Source organism: Schwartzia succinivorans DSM 10502 (assembly GCF_900129225.1).
GTDB classification, from domain to species: domain Bacteria; phylum Bacillota; class Negativicutes; order Selenomonadales; family Selenomonadaceae; genus Schwartzia; species Schwartzia succinivorans.
In genome coordinates, this window is the sequence record NZ_FQUG01000006.1 from 182,276 (window position 1) to 203,787 (window position 21,512).

Genomic DNA, 21,512 nt, shown 5'->3' on the forward strand with positions numbered 1-21,512 from the left:
TATATGTTATTTGGGAAAAGAGGCCGGCGCGTTGCCGGGATGCTTCTTGGTACCATGTTACTTGGCGGAGTCCTCGCAGGCTGCGGCGGCGGAGACAAGGCAAAGAGCGATGAAATCAAGGTCGGTGCCAACTTCGAGATGACGGGTAACGTCGCCAACTACGGCAATGCTACCTTCGAAGGTCTGCAGCTTGCTATTGATGAGGCGAACGCTGCGGGCGGTATCAACGGAAAGAAAATCACGCTCGTAAAGGCAGACTCCAAATCAGAGGCTTCCGAGGCTGCAAATGCCGCTACGAAGCTGATTTCCGATGATAAAGTAAGCGTCCTCGTTGGACCGGCTACCACGGGCAGTGTCCTCGCTGAGGTCCGCATCGCTACGGATGCCAAGGTTCCTATCATTGCACCCTGCGCAACAAGCCCGAAGGTAACTGTTGAGAATGGCAAGGTTCAGCCGTATGTATTCCGCAGCTGCTTCATCGACCCGCAGCAGGGTGATGTCATGGCGGCTTTCGCAAAGGACAACCTCAAGGCAAAGACGGCTGTTGTCTATGTTGACTCCAGCTCCGATTACTCCAAGAGCCTCGGCCAGGTCTTCAAAGAAAAATTCGAGGCTGCAGGCGGCAAGGTTCTGATGGAAGAAGCATTCCTCCAGAAGGACCAGGATTTCAAGGCTACTCTTACAAAGCTCATGACGGCTAACGCTGATGTCATGTTCGTACCGGCTTACTATGAAGAGGTCGGCAAGATTGTTAAACAGGCACGTGAGATTGGCTTCACGAAGCCGATTATCGGAACGGACGGCTGGGATGACCCGAAGGTTGCGGACATCGCAGGCAAGGACGCTCTGAACAACACGTATTTCTCCACGCACTACTCCGACAAGGATGAGAGCGTGAAGCCTTTCATTGACGCATTCCAGAAAAAGTATAACAAGGCTCCGAACGTTTTCGCAGCTCTCGGCTATGATGCCGGCAAGATGCTGATTGATGCTATCAAACGCGCAGGCGGCGTTGATTCCGAAAAGATCACGAAGGCTCTCGCTGAGACGAAGGATCTTAAGGTCGGTACAGGTATTCTTTCGATGGATGCAAACCACAATCCTATCAAACAGGCAGTCATCCTCGAAAACAAAGACGGCGACCGCGTGATGGTTGCAAAAATTATGCCTAAATAAGCAAATGAACAGGCAGTAAAAAGGCAGCGGGGCCGCAGGGATGCGGTCCCGTCTTGCTATGGGAGTGATTTTTATGGACTTTGGGAGTCATCTCATACAGCAGCTCATCAACGGCATTTCGCTGGGAAGCGTGTATGCCCTGATAGCTTTGGGATATACGATGGTCTACGGTATCATCAAGCTCATCAATTTTGCCCATGGTGATATATATATGGTCGGTGCTTACGTCGGCTTTTTCGCCATTACGGTGGCACATATGGGGATTTTTCCTGCCCTCATCGTTTCGATGGTGGTGACGGGACTTCTCGGAATGGTGGTGGAGCGCCTGGCGTACAAGCCGCTTCGCCATGCACCGCGTATTTCCGTTTTGATTACGGCCATCGGTGTATCTTTTTTCCTTGAATACGGAAGCATGTATTTCGTTTCCCCGACACCGCGCACGTTCCCACGGGTTTTCGAAACGGAGGGACTTACGATTGCCGGCTTTACGGTGAACGGACAGCAGCTTTTGATTTTTGCCATCACTCTTGTGCTGATGGTGCTTTTGACGTATATCGTGCAGTACACGAAAATCGGAAAGGCCATGCGCGCTGTTTCCTTTGATACGGAGACTGCACAGCTCATGGGTATCGACGCGAACCGTGTCATTTCCGTTACCTTCGGTATCGGTTCCGCGCTCGCTGCAGCAGGCGGTGTTCTTGTAGGTGTTTATTACAACTCTATCGACCCGCTCATGGGTATCATGCCGGGCCTCAAGGCATTCGTTGCGGCGGTTCTCGGCGGTATCGGCATCATTCCGGGAGCTATGGCAGGCGGCCTTATCCTCGGAATTATAGAGGCTCTTGTATCGGGATTTATCTCTTCGACCTTCCGCGATGCGGCAGCCTTCGCTATCCTTATTCTGGTTCTGCTGTTCAAGCCGTCCGGTCTCTTCGGCAAGAACACGCAGGAGAAAGTATGAGGTGGGCACTATGAATATACAGCGTAAAAACGATCTGATGTATCTGGTGCTTGGGCTCGTGATTTTCGGCATCGTATACGGGCTCATGGAGGGAGGCATGATAGGCTCCTTCTGGAAGCTCAATATCATCATTATCTGCATCAATATAATAATGTCGGCAAGTCTGAACCTTATCAACGGCTATACGGGACAGTTCTCGCTGGGACACGCGGGATTCATGGCGGTGGGCTGCTATGTCAGTGTTATCCTGACCACGAATTTCCACATGCCCCTTATCGTGGGCATGCTGGCAGGCGGCGCTGCGGCGGCACTTTTGGGCTGCCTTATCGGCCTTCCGACACTCCGCCTGAACGGTGACTATCTCGCCATCGCAACCCTTGGCCTCGGTGAAATCATCCGCATCGTTATCATGAACATCAACTATGTGGGCGGTGCCGCAGGCTTCACGGGAATACCGCATCTTACCACGTTCCCGTGGGTATTCTTCACCATGCTTGTGACACTTTTCTTCATTAAAAACTTCGTCAATTCTACCCACGGACGTGCCTGCATTGCTATCCGCGAAAACGAGATTGCCGCAGGGGCAATGGGTATCAACACAACGAAGTACAAGGTCATGGCGTTTACTATCGGAGCAGCCTTTGCAGGAATCGCAGGCGCGCTTTTCGCTCACTGCTTCTACATTATCAACCCAAGCTCCTTCACCTTCATGGCGTCCTTCAACTATCTCATCATGGTTGTTCTTGGCGGCCTGGGTTCGCTTACAGGCTCTGTGGCAGGCGCATTTGTTGTTACGGCTCTTTCAGCGGCTCTCGCAAGCTGGCCTGAGTTCCGTATGATTATCTATGCTCTGGCGCTGATTCTTTTGATGTTCTACCGCCCGCAGGGACTCTTCGGGTATGTGGAGCTTACAGCGTTCAAGCCCTTCAGATTTCTTGACCGCACGAAAGGAGGCCGCGAATAATGAAACCGCTCTTGAAAGCATCCCATGTTGTTGAAATGTTCGGCGGCCTCAAGGCTGTATCGGACTTCAATGTATATCTTGAGCAGGGCGAGCTTATCGGACTTATCGGGCCGAACGGCGCCGGTAAAACCACGGCATTCAACCTCTTTACAGGGGTTTATCAGCCCACCAGCGGCGAAATTGAATTTGACGGACAGTCCATCGTGGGACTTGCGCCGTATCAGATTACGCAGCGCGGCATAGCCCGCACGTTCCAGAACATCCGCCTCTTTTCCGAGCTTTCTGTGCTGGACAACGTAAAAATTGCCTTTCATGACCATGTAAAATACGGTCTTTTGGAGGCTGTTCTCCGTGTGGGACGCTACACTGAGGAGGAAAGGCAGATTGAAAGAGACAGCCTTGAGCTTTTGAAGATTTTCCACCTCAAGGACAAGGCATACGAGACCGCGAAAAACCTGCCCTACGGTGCACAGCGCCGCTTGGAGATTGCCCGTGCCCTTGCGGCAAAGCCGAAGCTTCTGCTTCTGGACGAACCGGCAGCAGGCATGAATCCGCAGGAAACGCAGGAGCTCATGGAGATGATTCGCTGGATCCGCAAGGAATTCAACCTCACAATTCTTCTTATCGAGCATGACATGAGCCTCGTTATGGGAATATGCGAGCGTATCTATGTGCTTGAGTACGGTCATATCATTGCGCACGGCACACCGGAGGAAATACAGAATAATCCGGAGGTTATCCGCGCTTACCTGGGAGGTGCATCGTAATGGCAGCGATGCTGGATATAAAGGATATCAACGTATATTACGGAGCAATCCATGCCATAAAGGGCATCAGCCTTACCGTAAACGAAGGAGAGATTGTAACCCTTATCGGAGCCAACGGCGCGGGAAAATCCACGACGCTCCGTACCGTATCGGGGCTTTTGACACCGAAGGAGGGCGAAATAAAGTTCCTCGGAGAAACAATATCGGGACTCCCCGCGCAGGATATCGTCCGCGCAGGTATCTCCCAGGTGCCTGAGGGACGCCGTATCTTCGCCAACATGACCGTCATGGAAAACCTGGAGCTGGGCGCTTATATCCGCACGGACAAGGAAGGCATCGAAAAGGACTATCAGATGGTTTTCGAGCGCTTCCCACGCCTTGCGGAGCGCAAGGAACAGCAGGCAGGCACACTCTCAGGCGGCGAGCAGCAGATGCTGGCTATGGGACGTGCCCTCATGAGCCGTCCGAAGCTGCTGCTTTTGGACGAACCCTCCATGGGACTTGCTCCGCTTCTTATCCGTGAGATTTTCAACATCATTGTAGACATCAACAAGGCAGGCACTACGGTTCTTCTCGTCGAGCAGAACGCGAACATGGCGCTTTCCATTGCAAACCGTGCCTATGTCCTTGAAACGGGACGCATAACCCTTTCGGGAGATGCGAAGGAGCTGGCGGCAAGCGAGGATGTCCGAAAGGCATATCTTGGCGGCTGAGTTGCTTTTTATGCCGCGGCGCGGTACTATTTTCATAGAATATTTCACCATGATACAAATCATCATGAAGGAAGGGATATTACATGTTCGTACGTAATCGCATGTCAAAGGACCCTGTCAACGTTACACCGGAAACATCCATCGATGACGCGCTGGCACTTTTAAAGGTACATAAAATCCGCCGCCTTCCTGTGGAAGAAAGCGGAAAGCTGGTTGGAATCATAACGGACAAGGACCTTATGAGAGTCATGCCGTCGGATGCCACGACGCTTTCAAAATTTGAAATCAACGATCTGCTGGCAAAAATAAAAATCAAGGATATAATGGCAAAGAGCGTTATCTCCGTCAACGAGGGAGCTCCTATCGAGGAAGCGGCCCTTCTCATGAGCCGCAACCACATCAGCGGACTTCCCGTTATCAGCAACGACGGCGCTATTGTTGGTGTTATCACGGAGACAGATATCTTTGACGCATTTGTTGATATCATGGACCTGGAAGAAGGAAAGGTGCGTCTCACCCTGGAGGTCGATGACAAAATCGGCGTCGTAAAGGATATCGCCACAATCTTTACCGAAACGGGCAACAATATCGACAGCTTTGTTACCTGCCCCAAGACAGGTGGCAAATACGATATCATCATCCGCGGCAACTTCGAGGACGTGGACGGGCTGACAACAAAGCTTACGGAACACGGCTACACCGTAATCCAGGCATCCCATATCGGACACTGAAACTGGGGAATGAAAAGTTATTTAATCGGTGATTCAGCAAAAACAAGAAGAAACTCTGCTCAAGCGGGCAGAGTTTTTCTTTTTGCAAAAAGTGTGGTATTGGAAACTTAAAATCTATGGTATTAATACTGTAAAAAGTATGGTATTAGGGGCTTTTCGCGTTACTCATGCAAGTAAATTTCAATGGTAATTTTTAGCCATTTGCCCTTCCATTTCTTTGAGGAAATTCGTCCAAAAAGCAGTTTCCCAGCATCCATGAGCCTTGAAAAGATGATATTGTCATGCTGGGGAACATAGCCGATTTTGATGCCGTCGGCATTTTTGATTACAATGGCGCTTTTGTCATGAGGATTATCCGGTTCGCGGAAAAAGTCTAATTTATCATTTTCAGCAAGATGCGGTTCCAACTCGTCAATACCTTCTATATGGCTTGTACCTGCTACTGTCGTGGTGAAGAGAAAAATATCTCTTTCAAACGGGATTGGCATATCAAGTGCGCCGCCTTTGCCGTGCAGCAGGCTGACGAGATTCGTGTTTTCTGATGTGGTCAGTTCACCCATGGTATTGTCACCTCACTAATTTACTAAGCCGTTCCTGATAATATCCGATCATATCCTGATACTGTCGGATAACAGCGTTTAATTCCTGCTTTTTTTCCTCTATTTTCCTTTGGTCGGCTAAAAAGGCCTTCATTGTGTACGGGAATTCGGATTTGATTACAGTGATTTCCTTTTTTATGGCGGCCAAAGCTTTTTCCAGACTCTCCTTTTGCCTGTATAATGCGGTTGAGGTGTCTGCTTTGTCGTCAGATGGACTCTCGTCCTCACTCATGGTGTGGATGAGGCGCAGAGTTTCCAGATCACCGTTTTGATATGCCTGAACTGCATTTTGAAAGAGGCGTTTTTGAGCATCGCTTAAGTCTGGGTGCAGGTCGGGATGGAGTATTTTAACGATAGAACGGTAAAGTTTTTTGAACTCATTTGTTTCCTCGTCCGACAAGAACTTGCCATGACTGTGTTCAATGGCTTGGTTCATTTTTTCGATTTGCTCATTGAGCTTCTTTTGGTATTCGGAAAATTCTTCGTCAAGTGCTTGCTCGATTTGAGACAAGATAATTTTCTCTTGTCGATTACGTTTGGCTTGAATCATTTCGATTTTTCGTTTTAAGCGGAGCATGTGGCATTGTGTTTCATACGCTTTATGCTCTAAAGCACCAACGGCAAGCATATAGGCTGTTTCGAGATTACGGCACTCAACATAACGAAGTTCATCGCGCTCTAAAACAAGCATTGAAATTTCCGTGCGGAGCTTTTCAACTTCATGTTTTAGCTCATTCTGCTCTGGGAGAGTTAGGAGGTTATTATTTTTTTTACGTAAGTGTTTTATTACAAAAGAACAATGAAAGGGGAGTCCTGTTCCACAAGCTATGTCGTCATCTTCTGTGGAATATATCCGTATTCCGTAATGGTTAGCTTTTTTTAGTAGCAGGCGGGTAAGTTCAAAGTACTCTTTTTCAGAAAGAGAAAAATCTTTATAGTTGTAAAAATCATCTTTGTAATCAATGAATCCGTATATCGAATTGACTAATCCTGAAATGGAAATTTCTGTACCATCTGGGAGCTGGTCTATCTTGTCTAATAAAGATAAGATAATGTTATTCAATTTCTTTTTGCCTGAATGCGTTTTCTTCATAATACACCTCTGATTTAAGGGAGAGCCGGCTCTAAGCCAAAAAATTCCTTCGCGATTCGGTTCAAGTGGTTGCTGATATGTGCAAAGTCTTGGTTAAGATCGAGTGATTCCACGCTGATTCGATTTCCACTCATGGAATATGTGGAATTTGGTGTAAGCTCATCGTCTGTCTTTGCGTATAGCAGAAGACCAGCTACCTCATGCGCTGTTCCTTTCAGCACAGCGGCATTCTTTACATAAGTGAAAATTTGATAAAGATGTGCCGAGCGTATAGTTTGCTTGTCGTATTGTGACTGCAGGGCGTGGCTATAATATTTCGCATCAATGATGAGCAGCTTGTTGTTATGCGAGAGGGTAATATCTGTCTGCATAATAGGGAGCAGTGCATCCTTGCTTTCCTCGTTAAGCTGCCATGGAATCTGCAATGGCTGTGGAGAAAGCTGTGGGAAATGACGTCGGTAGTAAGCCAGCAGGAATTTTTCATAGAGGCGTGATTTATGCTGCTCATCAATAAAATCCATCAGCTTTGTACTTCCGTGAGATTTCGTCTGCAAAAGTCCTCTGCACAAAAGAAAACAAATAGCCATGAGCATCTGATATGATTGATTGTTTCTGTGGTAGCGAAAACTCCAATCGACTGTCCGCAGGTCTATTTCCCTTACGTCGCCGAAGTAGTTCATTAAATGTCGTAGGGTTTTCCTGCGTGGTTTCGATATATCAGAATGAATGAGAAGGATTGCCGACGATTTAAGGATTCGGTTCATACGGGTGTCGGGCGAAAAATCATCATAGGAACAGACAAGTCTTTTTTTGAGATATGTCTGCTTTCGTATTGACTCCGCAATATCCAGTTTGCCCTTTGGCATCGAAAGACTTTCTGTCGCTTCGACATATTCTCGTCCGAGTCCGCGTTTTACTTGAATGGTAATACCGTTGATGAGTATAGCCGCAAAAAGCTCTGCTGCATTTTCGAACGCCTCGGTTTTTACCTTTTTATAACTGTCTGCACGTAAAATGCTAAATGCGTAGGACAGCATGTAGTAAATATTCTTGACGGGGATCATTGTAAGGCTCTCCTCAGGCGTTCACTCCATTCTCTTACTTTGGCAGGTTCGTCAAACCAATATTCTTTTAGGAGCGGAATAATATCGTATTCTACAATGGAAGAAAGGGCTTCATCATTCAATTCCTCTGGTGTCAATCCGCAGAAATAGCTGTGACCAATGCAAAAACCTTCCCCAAGGGTTTCGTCTTTCGCAATTGTATCGTTCAGATTCTTAATGCATCGTATCACATTGTCGAATTTTTCACTGGAAAGTTCCTTTTGATACGATTGGAATCCGTCGGTATCAAACCCGGGAAGTATTTCAAAGAAAGAAAAACGGCGGCGAAGTGCATAATCGAGCATAGCAAGACTGCGGTCCGCCGTGTTCATAGTACCAATCAGGTAGAGGTTTGGCGGAACGGAAAAATTTTCATCCTTATAGAGAAGCTGAACCTCTTCGCCGCGCTTATCTGCTTCCAAAAGCATGAAAAGTTCACCGAAAATCTTATTAAGATTGCCTCGGTTTATTTCGTCTATAATGCAGTAGTAATCGTTTTCGTTATCATCGGTGGCTTTCTTGCAAAAATCATAAAATGCGCCTTTATGAATATCGAAGCCCTTTTCTGTGGGGCGATAGCCCATTATGAAATCTTCGTAGGAATAGCTTTGGTGGAACTGTACCAGCATGACTCGTTCTGTATCTTTTTCACCCATGATGGAGTAAGCAAGTTTTTTCGCAATGAAAGTCTTTCCGACTCCTGGCGCGCCCTGTAGTATGATGTTCTTTTTCTTTTTAAGCAGAGCAGTGAGAGAGGCGTATTGTGATTTATTCATGTAGACTTCGTGAAGAAAATCTTCTTTTGTGTAGGGCGGATAGATAGTAATACTGTCGCCGGTGTCATCTTCTTCGAATAGTTCGCGTATTTTCGTCACTAAGTCATTATAGGGAGTGATGTCTGTTAATGTTTTCATTGGAAACATCGTATCTGGAATTGTCCAGTCACCCTTGTGTGTCCATTTCACGCGAAGTATATTTTTGTACGAATTTCGTGTAGCGTCGAATGTATAATTGGATTGAATAATGCCACGACCTAAAATAGTCCCCATACGCCCCTTTTTTACGAAGACAATGTCACCTGGCTTCATTTCATGAGAAAACAACCAAGTCATATGAGCGGAGTTTTTATAACTGGTTCCTTCTCCATATACCTCTTGCATTTTTTCATTGATCGCTTTTTTCGAAGGAAACGAAGAAAGGTCTCCAACTTCGTCCCAGCCAAGCCCCATAATGCCAGAAGCATAAAATTCTTCCCATTTCTCTGCATCACGTCCCGGAGCATAAATCCAATAGTGAGGGGATCTTTCATTATTATCGGTGCTAGGCGAATGTGGTTGAGGGGTTTTCCATGCGGCATAAGAAAATTCAGGGAAGCTTTTATAAGGACTTCCTTCTTTGGCGAAAACATCTAGCAGGGCGTCACGCATAGCTAGATATGAAGTGGCGTCTGGCAGATTGCCGCTATTTAATGAAGTGAGTGCTTCGGGGAACCCGTTTGCTTTGGCTCTAAGGAAATCACGATTCTTGGAATCAAGGCTAATGAATGCATAAGGTCGAATCCAATACAGTCCAAAAGTAAGATTCCATTTTATTCTATACTGATGGCGTACAACATCGAACGCATTGATAAACAGATTTCGATTTTCATCATTATCTGAGGCGGCCAGGTTTAGCGCTGCTTCAAACACACGCCATAGGTTGTCTATATCATGTTCCTGCCTGTCGCTGCCAAATCCGTAAAAAGTTGCTGACATATTATTAAGGACAGGAATTCCCGTAAAGTCTGAAGGAACCGTTGAATTAAGGCTGAATTCTGCTTTTATGTTTTGCGCAAGTTTTATGCGGTTGGAATCACTGATACCTTTGTTGAACAGACCGAAAATCGTAAACGGGTCGATGTCAGATATGTTATTGCCATTTTCTAGTGTTGGCAAAGATAGTTTAGCTGATGTATAGACCTTACGAATTTTTTCTATGACACTTGTTCGGTTGCCTTTGAACGAGAGTAGTTTTGAGGCAAATTCTTCATAAAATGCAATCCATGTATATGTGCTTGATTCCATATATCAGCGACCTCCTTGTGGTCTGTGGTTGGGATGATAAGAAACTTTCGCTCCATACATAATTCTCCACCAATTCGACGTTTCCTGCCGTTATATTAAAGAAGTTTTAGCCCCGCCGAAAAATTTTTCTCCAACTGCTTGACAATCTCATACTAATCCGATATGATATAGAAAAGTTAATCATACATAAACGATATGTTTTAACGGTTATCTGAAAAACGGAAGCCGGGTTTATGACGTGATTGGCTGAAAATACAGGTCATCTGAACAACAGAAGCCTGTCAGGGAGACGTGTGCTCATTTGCGCTGCACTCCTTGGCAGGCTTTTTTGTTTAAGAGAGAACAGAGGGGGAAAAAACATGGGAAAGAAATTTTTGGCAGTTGTGAGTGTGATTCTGGGGCTTATTCTTGCTGCAGGCTGCGGTGGAACGAAGTCGGCAAGCAAGGACGGAGCAGGTGAGCCGCTGGAGGTTCAGATCAATACGAACCGTGTCAGCAGTGCGCTGACTGTGCTGGCAGAGAATGGTGGATTTAATAAGGAAGAAAATATCAAGGTAAATCTTCATGTTATGAATGTAGCTTATGCGGATATTCTGAGCGCACTCAGCTCCAACAAGGTGCATGTGACGACAGGCGGTGTCGGTTCTACTGCTCCTCTCCGCATGATGGAAAACGGTGCTGACTTCGTTGTTATCGGCGGTCAGATGGGTGAGGGCGCAGATATCGTAACGCTCCCTGAGCGTGCCAAGGAGTGGGAGAACATCACGGCTGAGACGGTTAAGGGCAAGAAAATCGGCGTTGTCCGCACGGCATCAGGCGATATTGCTCTCCGCGGAGCACTTTCCCGTATGGGCATTGACCTCTCTACGATTGAGTATGTAGAGCTTGGAAACGAGCCGGCAATTATTGAGGCTATCAAAAAGGGTGAGCTGGATGCAGGAAATGTGCAGGCAAATCTCCGTGACACGGCACATCAGGCAGGTCTTGTTTCCGCGCTTCATGTGGACAAGGTTTCTCCGAATTTCATCTGCTGCCGTGTTCTGACGCGTCCTGAGACTCTTAAGACACGCCGCAGCGATCTGGTACATTTCATGCGCGCACAGCTCAAGGCTTACCGCTATCTCCACACGCATCAGGATGAAGCACTTGCTCTTATCAACAAATCCATTGAGGTAGACGAAAAGGTTCTCAGAAGCCAGCTCTTTGAGGATGAGCATCTGAAGCTCGAACCGGACCCGACGGGCAAACGCGTAGAGGAATTTTATGACAGCATGAAGCGTGTCGGCTATATCGAGGGCAAGATTGATATCAAGAAGCAAATTGATGTCTCCCTCTATCGTGAGGCATTGGAGTCTCTTCTGAAGGAAGAACCGAACGACCCGACGTGGCTCAAATTCAGAGCGGATTACGAGAAAAACAACGGCGCTTGGTCATAAGACAGCAGAGGAGGCGGCATGGAAATGAAGAAAATAGAGTTTTCCAATGTGTCGCTGACATATGATGACGACGGCACAGTATACAACGCGTTGAATCAAATGAATTTTTCGGTGGAGCAGGGAGAGTTTGTCAGTATCATAGGCTCGTCCGGATGCGGCAAAAGCTCGACTCTCAGCATACTGGCCGGCCTAAGAGAACCAACGGAAGGACAGTATTTGATTGATGGAAAGGTAAGTCATGGAACAGGCAGAAACAGGGGCGTTGTCTTCCAGCATTATTCGCTGTTCCCGTGGATGAGGGCTGATGAAAATATCGCCTTCGGTATCAAGCAGGCTTTCCCCGAAACGACGGACAAGGAAGCTGCGGATATTGCGAAAGAATATCTGGAAAAGGTGGGGCTGGCGGGCTTTGGGAAGAAGTATCCCTATCAGCTTTCGGGCGGTATGCAGCAAAGAACCGCGATAGCAAGAACGCTTGCTATGCAGCCTGAGATACTGCTTCTTGACGAGCCCTTCGGTGCTATCGACGCACGGAACAGGATTCTCCTGCAGGACCTTCTTTTGGAGGTTTTGGGCAAGGAAAAGGAAAAGAAGACTATCGTGTTTGTCACTCATGACGTGGATGAGGCGATTCTGCTTTCGGACCGTATCCTGTTCATGGACAAGAAGCGTATTCTTGAGGAATTTGAGGTTCCCTTTTCACGCCCGAGAAAGCGTGAGGAAATCTTCCAGTCCCGTGACTACATAAATCTTCGTCAGTCATTATTGAGCTGCTTTTTCAGCGGCATTCAGGAAAAAATCGGTGGAGAGGAGGTCGTACTATGACAACGGCAGCTTTAGAGGAAAAGAAACGGTTTTCGTTCTCGTGGCCTGCGGTACAGTGGTTCATTCCCCATGTACTCTTTGCGGTGCTTTTGGCGCTCATTTTTACGCCGGGAGCGGATGATTCAACTCCCCATGGCGCATTTCTGGCAGTGCTGGGGATAAGCGAGGCAGCGCTTCTCATCAACAGAAAATCCAGAGCTTTGACCGATATAATGACGATTCTCTATCTTCTCTTTATCGCGTGGGAGTTCGGTACGACGAAGGCTGACAGTGTCAATCTCCTGCTCTATCCTTCTCCTGCAAAGGTATTTGCCATTTTTGCATCGGACTGGCACAAGATTCTCGACGGAATCCGTTCATCCATGTACCTGTTGGGCGTAGGCTTCACGCTGGCACTGGTGCTGGGGGTTCTGCTGGGTATTCTCACAGGCAGTGTGGCGCGTCTTCGTGATTCGCTGCTGCCTCTCGCTAAGGTCATCAGCCCGATACCGCCGATTATCTATACGCCGTATGCGGTGGCGGTGCTGCCGACCTTCGAGATTGCATCCATTTTCGTTATCTTCAGCAGTATCTTTTGGCAGATTTACATTCAGACGGCACTCAGCGTTTCGGGCATCGACAAAAAGCTTTTGGACTCGGCAAAGACGATGAATCTTTCCGCGCCTGCGATGTTCTTTCATGTACTGTGGCCGTACTGCCTGCCAAATATCATGAAGACACTGCCGATTTCTGTGGCGAACGCCTTCATGGTTCTGACGGCAGCCGAGATGATCGGCGCTACGTCGGGCCTGGGCTATTTCGTCAGATACTATGCGGACTTTGCGGATTACACACGTGTTATCTCAGGTATTATCATAATCGGTATCGTGGTTTCGGTTTTGAACTATGGGATCGCCGAGCTTGAGCGCAAAGTCGTCCGCTGGCACTAAGCCCCTCTGGGAAAAGCACGGAATAAGCCCCGGGATATGACTTATTCTGTGCGTCCCTGTAAAGAGAGCTGTGAAAAAAGCATTTCTTGCCTTCCCCATTGGGGAAGGGGGACCACGTAGTGGTGGATGAGGTACACCAAGGATAGCCGCTATTTATGTACATAGTAGGCACTTTGGGGAGCACAGCTTTGCATAAGCGATGAGCAAGCAATCAGCCAAGCGTGATTGCTGCTCCCTGCGCATCATCCGAGCCCTGCGGGCCCAAGCCGATATGCCACAGGCATATCGACACCCCTAAAGGAGAAGGCGTTCTTGTTGCTTTTTTTACAGCCCCTTTCTTTTTTGAGTTGGATGCGCGGTCTGCGTGTCGGACAAGGCGCGTGTACACGCCTGAGCACCCGTGCGCGGCAGGGACAGACCTTGACGGGCTTGGATAAAAATGATACCATAGAATGCGTGACAGCAGACGTGTGTCACATCGTTCCAATGGAGAGGTGTCCGAGTGGTCGAAGGTGCTTGACTCGAAATCAAGTGTGGTGATGAGCCACCGTGGGTTCGAATCCCACCCTCTCCGCCACTGAAATCAAGGCTCCGCGAGTTTTTCGCGGAGCCTTTTTTGTGTCGTTTTTTGAGTAAAAAAATTCAATTTGTTACTATTTTGTTACTACTCTGTTCCAACAACTGATAAATTGTTTCGACTTACCCTATTGAATAGGGTAAAATATAAGCGGAGAGAAAATCTATCTGCTGCTGAAAAAAATAACATCAAGGTTTTAATAGATAAGCTTGAAACTGTGTACAACAGAAAGGATGTGTGAACATGAGCAAAGCATACGATATGATTTCAGCTTCTTTGAATGAGATTATTGATGATGTGGAAAAAACAAATGGTGCTAACCTCAAACAGACTGTGCTCATAATAGAAGTTGATGAAGTAAAGACCTTTACTCCAAGTGAGATAAAAGCTATTCGCCTTCAAAACAATTTGACTCAAAACCTAATGGCAAAATTTTTGTGCGTTAGCAAAAAGACAGTTGAAGCATGGGAGTCTGGCAAGAATAAGCCTAATGGACCCTCCAGTAGGCTGTTGGAATTATTAGCAAGAAAAGCCATTTCGCCAATTTATTCTTAATTGAGTTCAATTGAAATCAAGGCTCCGCGATTTTTTCGCGGAGCCTTTTTTATCTTGCTTACTTGATTATTTACCCATGCCAGTCAATAATCCCGCCGAAATCAACGACATTTTCATATCCGAGTTCAACGAGTTTGTTGGCGGCCTCTTTGCTGCGGCGGCCCGAACGACAGTAGATGAAAAGCAGCTGCTTCTTGTCGGAAAGCTCTGTCGGGGGCTGTTTGCCTATGCTCTCGTTCGGAATGCATATTGCATTTGGGATGTGACCTGAAGCGTATTCTTCAGGAGTCCTTACATCGACAATCCGGTAGCCTGACTCTTTTTTCATAATCTGCTGCGCCTCTTCGGCAGAAACACGGCGGTAAGCGGCTTTCACCTGTCCTCCAATACATCCTGTAAGAAGTAATGCCGCACCTAATATTGCCAATAACATAATATGTTTCATGAGTATTTCCTCCGTTTCTGTACCGGTTTTCGCGAATGATGCTATTTAAATTTTACATTTTTTTCAATGCACTGTCTTCATAAGATTGAGTTAGAAATTTTGATGGCCTCTGCGCTTTCTGATGAATGGTGATGTAATGGAAAATAGGAGATATATTTATAAAATAAATTATAATCAAGCGATTTTTCCCGGAAATACATGCTATACTGGTAATAAATGAGAAACGGATTTATGCAGGGGGATAAATATACGGCCTTTGCAGCTGACAGGAATGGAGGGGTGCAGTGTGATTGTCTACGAAGGAGTGAAACGTGAATTTTTGGATAGTGTACTTAATGATACTATTGCATCTGAGATAGAAAAATGCGTTTTAGAAAAAATGCACAAACACACAGTAGAGAACGAGTTTAGGTCATGGGATAATTCCATGCAGTACATGTATAAGGTCGTAAGTGACCCTGCAATACCGGAAGATGCCGGAATAGCCATAGAGTATAATATTCCTCAGACTGCAAAACGTGTCGACTTTATGATTTCCGGTTATGATGATAAAGATAATCCGGGAATGGTAATAATAGAATTGAAACAATGGGAAGAACTGAACAAAGTAGAAAATACAGATGCTTTGGTTGAGACATATACGGGAAATGGAATAAGGAAAGTAGTTCATCCATCATATCAGGTATGGACTTACTCACAGCTGATAGCAGATTATAATTCTGCCGTTGACGAATCGGATATTCAGCTTATTCCGTGTGCATTCCTCCATAACTATGTCCGTAAAGATAATGACCCTATCGATGATGCGCAATATGATACATATACATCTGTTGCACCCGCTTTTACAAAAGGACAGGTTCCTGCTTTGGTTGAACTTATTAAAAAATTTGTAAGGAAAGGGGATAATAAAAAGGTTCTTTATCTTTTGGATCATGGAGAAATCAGACCGTCTAAAAGTCTGCAAAACGCGATTGCATCAATGATGAATGGTAATCGCGAGTTTACCATGATTGATGAGCAGCGTGTAGTTTACGAGGAAATACTTAAGCTGTCCTTAAAATGTCAAAAAGATAATAAGAAAAGAACGGTTATTTGTAAGGGTGGACCAGGAACGGGGAAAAGCGTAATCGCTGTGCAGCTGTTGGCGGAACTTACGCAAAGAAATCAATTTGTGCAATATGTATCAAAAAATCAAGCACCTCGGCAGGTGTATCTGCAGAAGCTGAAGGGAGATAATAAACGCTCTGGCGTAGTTAATCTTTTCAAAGGGTCGGCTGTGTATGTGGACGTGGAAAGAAACAAGATTAATACGCTTATCGCAGATGAAGCACACAGACTTGAGGAAAGAAGTCAATATACGAAGAAGACCGGGAATGAAAATCAGATAAAAGAAATTATCCATGCGGCTGTCTGCTCTGTATTTTTTATAGATGAGAGTCAGAGAGTGACTATGGCGGATATCGGCTCGGTGAATGAAATAAAGAAATGGGCAGAATATGAAGGTTCGGAGATAACTGAAATGGAGCTTGTTTCACAGTTTAGGTGCAATGGTTCCGACGGGTATCTTGCGTGGTTGGATAATCTTTTAGAGATTCGTGAAACAGCAAATTTAAATCTTGATGGTATTGCTTATGATTTCAGATTAGTTGATAATCCTGAAGAGGTTCGGCAGCTGATAGTTGAGAAAAACAGAGAAGCCAACAGAGCGAGGATTCTGGCAGGATATTGTTGGGACTGGCCTAAAGATGGAAGAGGCGATACAAATGCGCATGATATAAAGATCGGTGATTTTGAGATAAGCTGGAATCTGGATGACGGACAGGTTTTCGCGCTCAGCGAGACCTCGGTAAATGAAGCCGGATGTATTCATACGACACAAGGGTTGGAGTTTGATTATGTAGGAGTAATTATCGGGGATGATTTGCGATACGAGAATGGTAAGATTGTTACGGATTATACAAAAAGAGCAAGAACGGATCAGTCAATAAAAGGCCTGAAAAAGATGGATAAAGAAAATCATGAACTTGCGTTGGCAAGGGCTGATGAGATTATCAAAAATACATATCGTACACTCATGACACGGGGAATGAAGGGATGCTATGTTTACTGTACAAATCCAGGCCTTCGTGAATATATAAAATCCCGTTTGGGATCGGCTTGGAAATAAGGATAATTGGCGGTAAATGGTTTTTGAACAGTCTTGACAATGAAAATGAATTCATCTCCATATTGATAACGATTATCAATATGGAGATGCTAACGTGAAAAGAAATATATTCCAAAATATGGCACACGGTGTTTTACAAAATTGTGCGAAGCCTGAGGGCAGGATAGGAAAGCTGGTTGTCAGAATGATGAATTCGGCGCATACGCCTCTGTCAAAGTGGGGGCTGGCGCATCTTGAACTGGCACCTGATGCTGATGTCATTGACCTGGGATGCGGCGGCGGGAGCAATGTCTCTGCTATGCTTGAGGCGTGTCCTGCGGGGCACGTGACGGGATTTGATTATTCTCCTGTCAGTGTTGAGGCATCCAAAAAGAAAAATGCCACTGCCATAGGCGAGGGACGATGCAGTATTCTGGAGGGAGATGTTGCGGAGCTGCCTTTTTCTGATGATTCCTTTGATGCAGCGACTGCATTTGAGACTGTATACTTTTGGCCGGAAAATTCTTTTGCGGGTGTTCGAAGGATTTTGAAACCGGGAGGAAGATTTTTGATTGTGTGTGAGGCAGACGGTTCATGTCCCGGGGATGAGACGTGGCCGAAGCTCATTGATGGTATGAAGCTAAAGTCACGGGATGAGCTGGTATGTGAACTTGAAAATGCAGGGTTTAAGGACGTTTTTTCTGACAGCAGGTCTGTGATGGGAGAAAAGGGACGCTGGCTGTGCGTGTGCGCAAAGAAGTGATTTTGGCTCAATAGGAGTAAAAAAGCTGCCGCAAGGTTGATTGCCTGCGGCAGCTTTTAACATTACTATAGGAAGTTATTTTACCTCTGAAAGATTACCCTGGTCGATGATGAGCGGGGTGCAGAGGTAGGACGGTACTGTGATAACACCGTTATTGTAGGTTTTCGTGTCGTTGATATCCGGCTGTGTGCCGTCAACAACGGCTTTTATCATGCGTACTGTTTTTGCGACGAGCAAATCAGGGGATTTGTAGATGGTAAAGGTCTGTTCACCGTTCTTTACCGCTTCCAGTGCTTTCGGCTCTGCATCCTGTCCCGACATGCGCGGCATTGCTGTGTAGCCTGCTGCTTTCAGTACGTCGCGGATACCTCCTGCGACTCCGTCATTCGGTGCGAGAATTACATCAATCGGGGCACCGCTGTCAGGGCCTGCGAGGAGTTTTTGCATGCGTGCGCCTGCGGTTTCGGGTTTCCAGTCTTTTGTGGCTACCTGATCAAAGGTGGTTTCACCCGATGGTACAATGAGCTGTCCTTTATCTATGTAAGGCTTCAGGATATCCATCGCGCCTGAGAAAAAGAGGTGGGCATTGTTGTCTGACGGATCTCCTGCGAAAAGCTCTATGCGGAAAGGTCCTGCGCCGCTTTTGAGGTTCATGACGGCCTCAAGGTATTCGCCCATTGCTTCGCCGACAAAACGGCTGTCAAAGGATGCGTAGTACGATACTGCATCCGTGTTCATGATGAGACGGTCAAAAGCGATGACCGGAATCTTTTTTGCTTTTGCTTCGGCAAGCACGTCACCGAGCTTTTCACTGTCCACTGCACCGATTACAATGCAGTTCGGGTTTGAGGCAATCTGTGCCTTGAGCTGCTCGTTCTGCTGTGCGGCAGAGTCGGCAAACTGAAGGTCAACTGCATAGCCTTCTTTTTCAAGTGAGGTTTTTATGGTCTGGCCGTTTTTCTGCCAGCTTGCGGAAGAGTTAGCAAAGGATACTGCAACTTTTTTTCCTCCGCTGTTTGATGAAGAGCCGCAGCCGGCTGAAATTACCGCAAAGCATGCAACCAGTATCAGGCAGAGCAGCGGAAAAAGCTTCTTTTTATTATATGAAATCATATGCGCGCGCCCCCTCAGATTTTGAATTTTTTCGTAGAGTCTGTGAGCTCTCTGGAAAGGTCCGCGAGCTTCTGGCTGGCATGTGCGACCTCGTCCATGGAAGCGGATTGTTCTTCAGTCGCTGCAGATACCGATTCAGTTTCGGCGGCAACGTCACGGCCTGATTTGTTTATGCTGTCCATGACCTCGACAAGGGCCTCTGCTTTCGCGGAGGAATCCCGTGCCTCTGTGAGAATCGCATCGGCGTGGTCTGTGAGGGAGGATACGGCATCGACTATGGAGTCAAAGGAACGTCCGGCTTCGGCGATAACCTTGCGGCCGCTTTCAACATCCTGCGTGCCCTTGGTCATTCTTTCAACAGCCTGGGCGGTATCCTTCTGAGTTTCTTCAATAATTAATGCAATCTGCTGGGCCGCAGTATCGGAATCCTTTGCCAGTTTTCTGACTTCCTCTGCAACGACGGCAAAACCGCGTCCTGCGTCACCTGCGCGTGCGGCTTCGATGGCGGCGTTGAGTGAAAGAAGATTCGTCTGCTCTGCAATGCCGGAAATGGTCGTGCTGATCTGTCCGATTTCGGAGGAACGCTCAGCCAGTTTTTGTATTACACGGGCGGAATCATTAACCGATGCAGAAATCTCAGACATCTGCGAAACGGCACCGTCAATGGAGGCCTTTCCTGCGGAGGCAAGCTGCGAAACGCTGCGTGCGGCACCTGCAGAGGCATCCGCCTTGTCTTCAAAGCCGTGCAGGCTTTCAGTCATGTTCTTGATGTCCGAGAGAGAACGGTCAACTGCTTCGCCCTGCTGGCTGGTGTTGCCGGCCACGTTTGTTATGGAATTGGCAACGAGCTGTGTAGCCTGTGCGGACTGATTGGCGTTCTCTGTCAACTGATCAGCAAAGTTTGATACATCATCAGCCGTCTGCTGAATGTGCTGAATGAGAGAACGAAGGTTGTGAATCGTATTTCCGTACGCCTGCGTCAGCTGTCCAAGCTCATCATCTGTCTGCGCTTCTGCTTTCACTGTAAGATTGCCGGCAGCAACCTGCTCGGATATTTCCATAAGATAACGGATGGAACGCATGATGCTTGAGCTGAGATAGAAGGCCATGAACGCGGACAAAAGGACAACAACGACAATGCAGCCTATCAGCATCCACTTTGTTGCCTCGTATTTTGCGGAAGCATCGGCGCTTTCCTTATGGATGAAATCCTTGCTGCTGTCAACAACCCGTGCCAGACGGTTGGAAATGTTGGCAAACTGCGAATTTGAACGCTCCAAAAGCTTCAGCGCTTCCTGCTGCTGATTGTTCTTGGCGAGAAGGATAAGGCGGTTGGAATTCTGCTTGTAGGAATCCCAGGCCTGACGCATCTGCGTGAAATCTTCCTTTACCTCCGGAGCGACAGCCGGTTCAAGACTGTCAAAAGCGATGTCAAGCTGGTCAGCACGTTTTTTTGTTTCCTGAGCAGCCTGAATTCGGCTTGGGAGTGTAACGGCAGTAACGACTGCGTACTCTCCCTGACGGTAATCGGAAAGCGTGCGGCTGCTTTCCTCACCGGTCAGAACCGTTGAAAGATGTTCGGTTGCAATGCGGAGCGCGCCGCTGTTGATGCTGTTCAGGCTGTAGCCTGTATACGCTCCGTTCGCGATAAAAATCGCAATCAGCACTCCGAATACAAGAAAAAGCTTTTGCCTTATAGATAATGAATCCAAAATAAAAGCCCCCCTCTTCGTGTATAAATAGTTTCATTCTAATTATACTGCTTTTGTGCAAATATTAAAAATATAATGTAAAATTTTTTTATTTTTTTGTGACACAAAATTGACACATACAGATGCCATAATACAGACAACAAAGAAATCCAAAACAAAATTTGAGGAGGAGAAAATCATGAAAAAATTATTGATGGTAATGGCGGCAGGTTTTATGCTCACGGTGGCAGCGCCGACTGAAGCAGCTGCTGCGGAAACAAATGAGAGCAATGCACCTTACTGCTATGAGCAGCAGGGCAACGGCTGCTGGGGGAATCCCGGACGCTGGAGCGAAGATGAGGGCGAACGCGGATATCGCGGAGGATGCCGCGGCGGCTATGGCGGACGTGGTGGACGCGGCTGCTGGTAAGAAAATGACATGAGAACGCACCCGTGCGAAAAAAGTTTCGCACGGGTGTTGACTTTTATAATCAAACTTGATATTATATACAAGCTGACTCGTGAGCACGGCTCCGATGAAGCGCAAGGTGTTCCTTGAAAACTAAACAATGCAGAAATGAATCATCTATTGATTCAAGCCAGATGTCGGGCATGAAGCAATGCTTCATGAACCAACAATTTCTAAAGAGAAAAGCGAAAGCTTTAGACTCAAAAGATTAAAAAGAGCCAAACAGGTTCTTCAATAAGTATATTGGAGAGTTTGATCCTGGCTCAGGACGAACGCTGGCGGCGTGCTTAACACATGCAAGTCGAACGGGGCGATTTAAAAGCTTGCTTTTGATGAGCCTAGTGGCAAACGGGTGAGTAACGCGTAGGCAACCTGCCCTCAGGATGGGGACAA

General features: G+C 46.8%; 20 protein-coding genes, 1 tRNA gene and 1 rRNA gene. 15 read left to right on the top strand and 7 right to left on the bottom strand.

The annotated features are described in order from the left end of the window. Positions 1-3 precede the first annotated feature (3 nt). From BUA83_RS08860 to BUA83_RS08885, 6 genes are all read left to right on the top strand, one after another. A complete protein-coding gene (locus BUA83_RS08860) occupies positions 4-1,176 on the top strand; it encodes an ABC transporter substrate-binding protein (protein WP_072935875.1) in 1,173 nt (390 codons plus the stop codon). Between the two features lie 73 nt (positions 1,177-1,249). Continuing rightward, positions 1,250-2,137 (top strand): branched-chain amino acid ABC transporter permease, encoded by an 888-nt coding sequence (locus tag BUA83_RS08865; RefSeq protein ID WP_072935907.1) that lies wholly within the window; start codon positions 1,250-1,252, stop codon positions 2,135-2,137. Between the two features lie 10 nt (positions 2,138-2,147). Further along, positions 2,148-3,101 carry a branched-chain amino acid ABC transporter permease gene (locus BUA83_RS08870; RefSeq protein WP_072935908.1) on the top strand — a complete coding sequence of 318 codons (954 nt, stop codon included), beginning with the start codon at positions 2,148-2,150 and terminating at the stop codon, positions 3,099-3,101. Then, positions 3,101-3,868 carry an ABC transporter ATP-binding protein gene (locus BUA83_RS08875; RefSeq protein WP_072935876.1) on the top strand — a complete coding sequence of 256 codons (768 nt, stop codon included), beginning with the start codon at positions 3,101-3,103 and terminating at the stop codon, positions 3,866-3,868. Before BUA83_RS08870 ends, BUA83_RS08875 begins: the two co-directional genes overlap by 1 nt. An 8-nt stretch (positions 3,869-3,876) precedes the next feature. Next, positions 3,877-4,581, top strand: a complete 705-nt coding sequence (locus BUA83_RS08880; RefSeq protein ID WP_072935909.1) for an ABC transporter ATP-binding protein — start codon at positions 3,877-3,879, stop codon at positions 4,579-4,581. 83 nt (positions 4,582-4,664) lie between these two features. Next, positions 4,665-5,312 (top strand): CBS domain-containing protein, encoded by a 648-nt coding sequence (locus tag BUA83_RS08885; protein WP_072935877.1) that lies wholly within the window; start codon positions 4,665-4,667, stop codon positions 5,310-5,312. A gap of 161 nt (positions 5,313-5,473) precedes the next feature. Here BUA83_RS08885 and BUA83_RS08890 read toward each other — a convergent pair whose 3' ends face one another. From BUA83_RS08890 to BUA83_RS08905, 4 genes are read right to left on the bottom strand one after another with little or no spacing between them, the layout of a single operon-like run. Further along, positions 5,474-5,872 (bottom strand): HIRAN domain-containing protein, encoded by a 399-nt coding sequence (locus BUA83_RS08890; RefSeq protein ID WP_072935878.1) that lies wholly within the window; start codon positions 5,870-5,872, stop codon positions 5,474-5,476. A 7-nt stretch (positions 5,873-5,879) separates the two neighbouring features. Next, the gene (locus BUA83_RS08895) at positions 5,880-7,004 is read right to left on the bottom strand and encodes a coiled-coil domain-containing protein (RefSeq protein WP_094756570.1); all 1,125 of its coding nucleotides are present in this window, start codon (positions 7,002-7,004) and stop codon (positions 5,880-5,882) included. A gap of 14 nt (positions 7,005-7,018) precedes the next feature. Then, a complete protein-coding gene (mcrC, locus tag BUA83_RS08900; protein WP_072935879.1) occupies positions 7,019-8,068 on the bottom strand; it encodes a 5-methylcytosine-specific restriction endonuclease system specificity protein McrC in 1,050 nt (349 codons plus the stop codon). Further along, positions 8,065-10,170, bottom strand: coding sequence for an AAA family ATPase (locus BUA83_RS08905; protein WP_072935880.1), 2,106 nt, complete (start codon positions 10,168-10,170; stop codon positions 8,065-8,067). The genes mcrC and BUA83_RS08905 overlap by 4 nt, the downstream gene beginning before the upstream one ends. A 359-nt stretch (positions 10,171-10,529) precedes the next feature. Here BUA83_RS08905 and BUA83_RS08910 point away from each other — a divergent pair, with 359 nt between their 5' ends. The 5 genes from BUA83_RS08910 to BUA83_RS08930 all read left to right on the top strand — a co-directional run bounded on the left by BUA83_RS08910 (position 10,530) and on the right by BUA83_RS08930 (position 14,492). Then, positions 10,530-11,606 (top strand): ABC transporter substrate-binding protein, encoded by a 1,077-nt coding sequence (locus tag BUA83_RS08910; protein ID WP_072935881.1) that lies wholly within the window; start codon positions 10,530-10,532, stop codon positions 11,604-11,606. A gap of 18 nt (positions 11,607-11,624) precedes the next feature. Further along, on the top strand, positions 11,625-12,431 hold the full coding sequence (locus BUA83_RS08915) for an ABC transporter ATP-binding protein (RefSeq protein WP_200796039.1): 807 nt from the start codon (positions 11,625-11,627) through the stop codon (positions 12,429-12,431). Next, entirely contained in the window at positions 12,428-13,360 is a 933-nt protein-coding gene (locus tag BUA83_RS08920) for an ABC transporter permease (protein ID WP_094756571.1), read from the top strand. Before BUA83_RS08915 ends, BUA83_RS08920 begins: the two co-directional genes overlap by 4 nt. Before the next feature lie 488 nt (positions 13,361-13,848). Beyond that, a tRNA-Ser gene (locus BUA83_RS08925) sits at positions 13,849-13,937 on the top strand. 243 nt (positions 13,938-14,180) lie between these two features. Beyond that, positions 14,181-14,492: a helix-turn-helix domain-containing protein gene (locus BUA83_RS08930; RefSeq protein WP_072935882.1), complete on the top strand. Its 312-nt coding sequence runs from the start codon at positions 14,181-14,183 to the stop codon at positions 14,490-14,492. Positions 14,493-14,562: 70 nt separating this feature from the next. Here BUA83_RS08930 and BUA83_RS08935 read toward each other — a convergent pair whose 3' ends face one another. Continuing rightward, positions 14,563-14,937 carry a rhodanese-like domain-containing protein gene (locus tag BUA83_RS08935; protein WP_072935883.1) on the bottom strand — a complete coding sequence of 125 codons (375 nt, stop codon included), beginning with the start codon at positions 14,935-14,937 and terminating at the stop codon, positions 14,563-14,565. Positions 14,938-15,223: 286 nt separating this feature from the next. Here BUA83_RS08935 and BUA83_RS08940 point away from each other — a divergent pair, with 286 nt between their 5' ends. Together BUA83_RS08940 and BUA83_RS08945 are read left to right on the top strand one after the other, a co-directional pair. Next, a complete protein-coding gene (locus BUA83_RS08940) occupies positions 15,224-17,104 on the top strand; it encodes a DUF2075 domain-containing protein (RefSeq protein WP_072935884.1) in 1,881 nt (626 codons plus the stop codon). Between the two features lie 94 nt (positions 17,105-17,198). Continuing rightward, a complete protein-coding gene (locus BUA83_RS08945) occupies positions 17,199-17,846 on the top strand; it encodes a class I SAM-dependent methyltransferase (protein ID WP_200796041.1) in 648 nt (215 codons plus the stop codon). Between the two features lie 75 nt (positions 17,847-17,921). On the opposite strand, the gene BUA83_RS08950 is transcribed toward BUA83_RS08945, so the two are convergent. Continuing rightward, positions 17,922-18,959 (bottom strand): substrate-binding domain-containing protein, encoded by a 1,038-nt coding sequence (locus BUA83_RS08950; RefSeq protein ID WP_072935885.1) that lies wholly within the window; start codon positions 18,957-18,959, stop codon positions 17,922-17,924. Between the two features lie 14 nt (positions 18,960-18,973). After that, entirely contained in the window at positions 18,974-20,671 is a 1,698-nt protein-coding gene (locus BUA83_RS08955; RefSeq protein ID WP_072935886.1) for a methyl-accepting chemotaxis protein, read from the bottom strand. A 178-nt stretch (positions 20,672-20,849) separates the two neighbouring features. Here BUA83_RS08955 and BUA83_RS08960 point away from each other — a divergent pair, with 178 nt between their 5' ends. Beyond that, the gene (locus BUA83_RS08960) at positions 20,850-21,080 is read left to right on the top strand and encodes a hypothetical protein (RefSeq protein ID WP_072935887.1); all 231 of its coding nucleotides are present in this window, start codon (positions 20,850-20,852) and stop codon (positions 21,078-21,080) included. 279 nt (positions 21,081-21,359) lie between these two features. Further along, positions 21,360-21,512, top strand: a 16S ribosomal RNA gene (locus BUA83_RS08965); the annotation flags it as partial.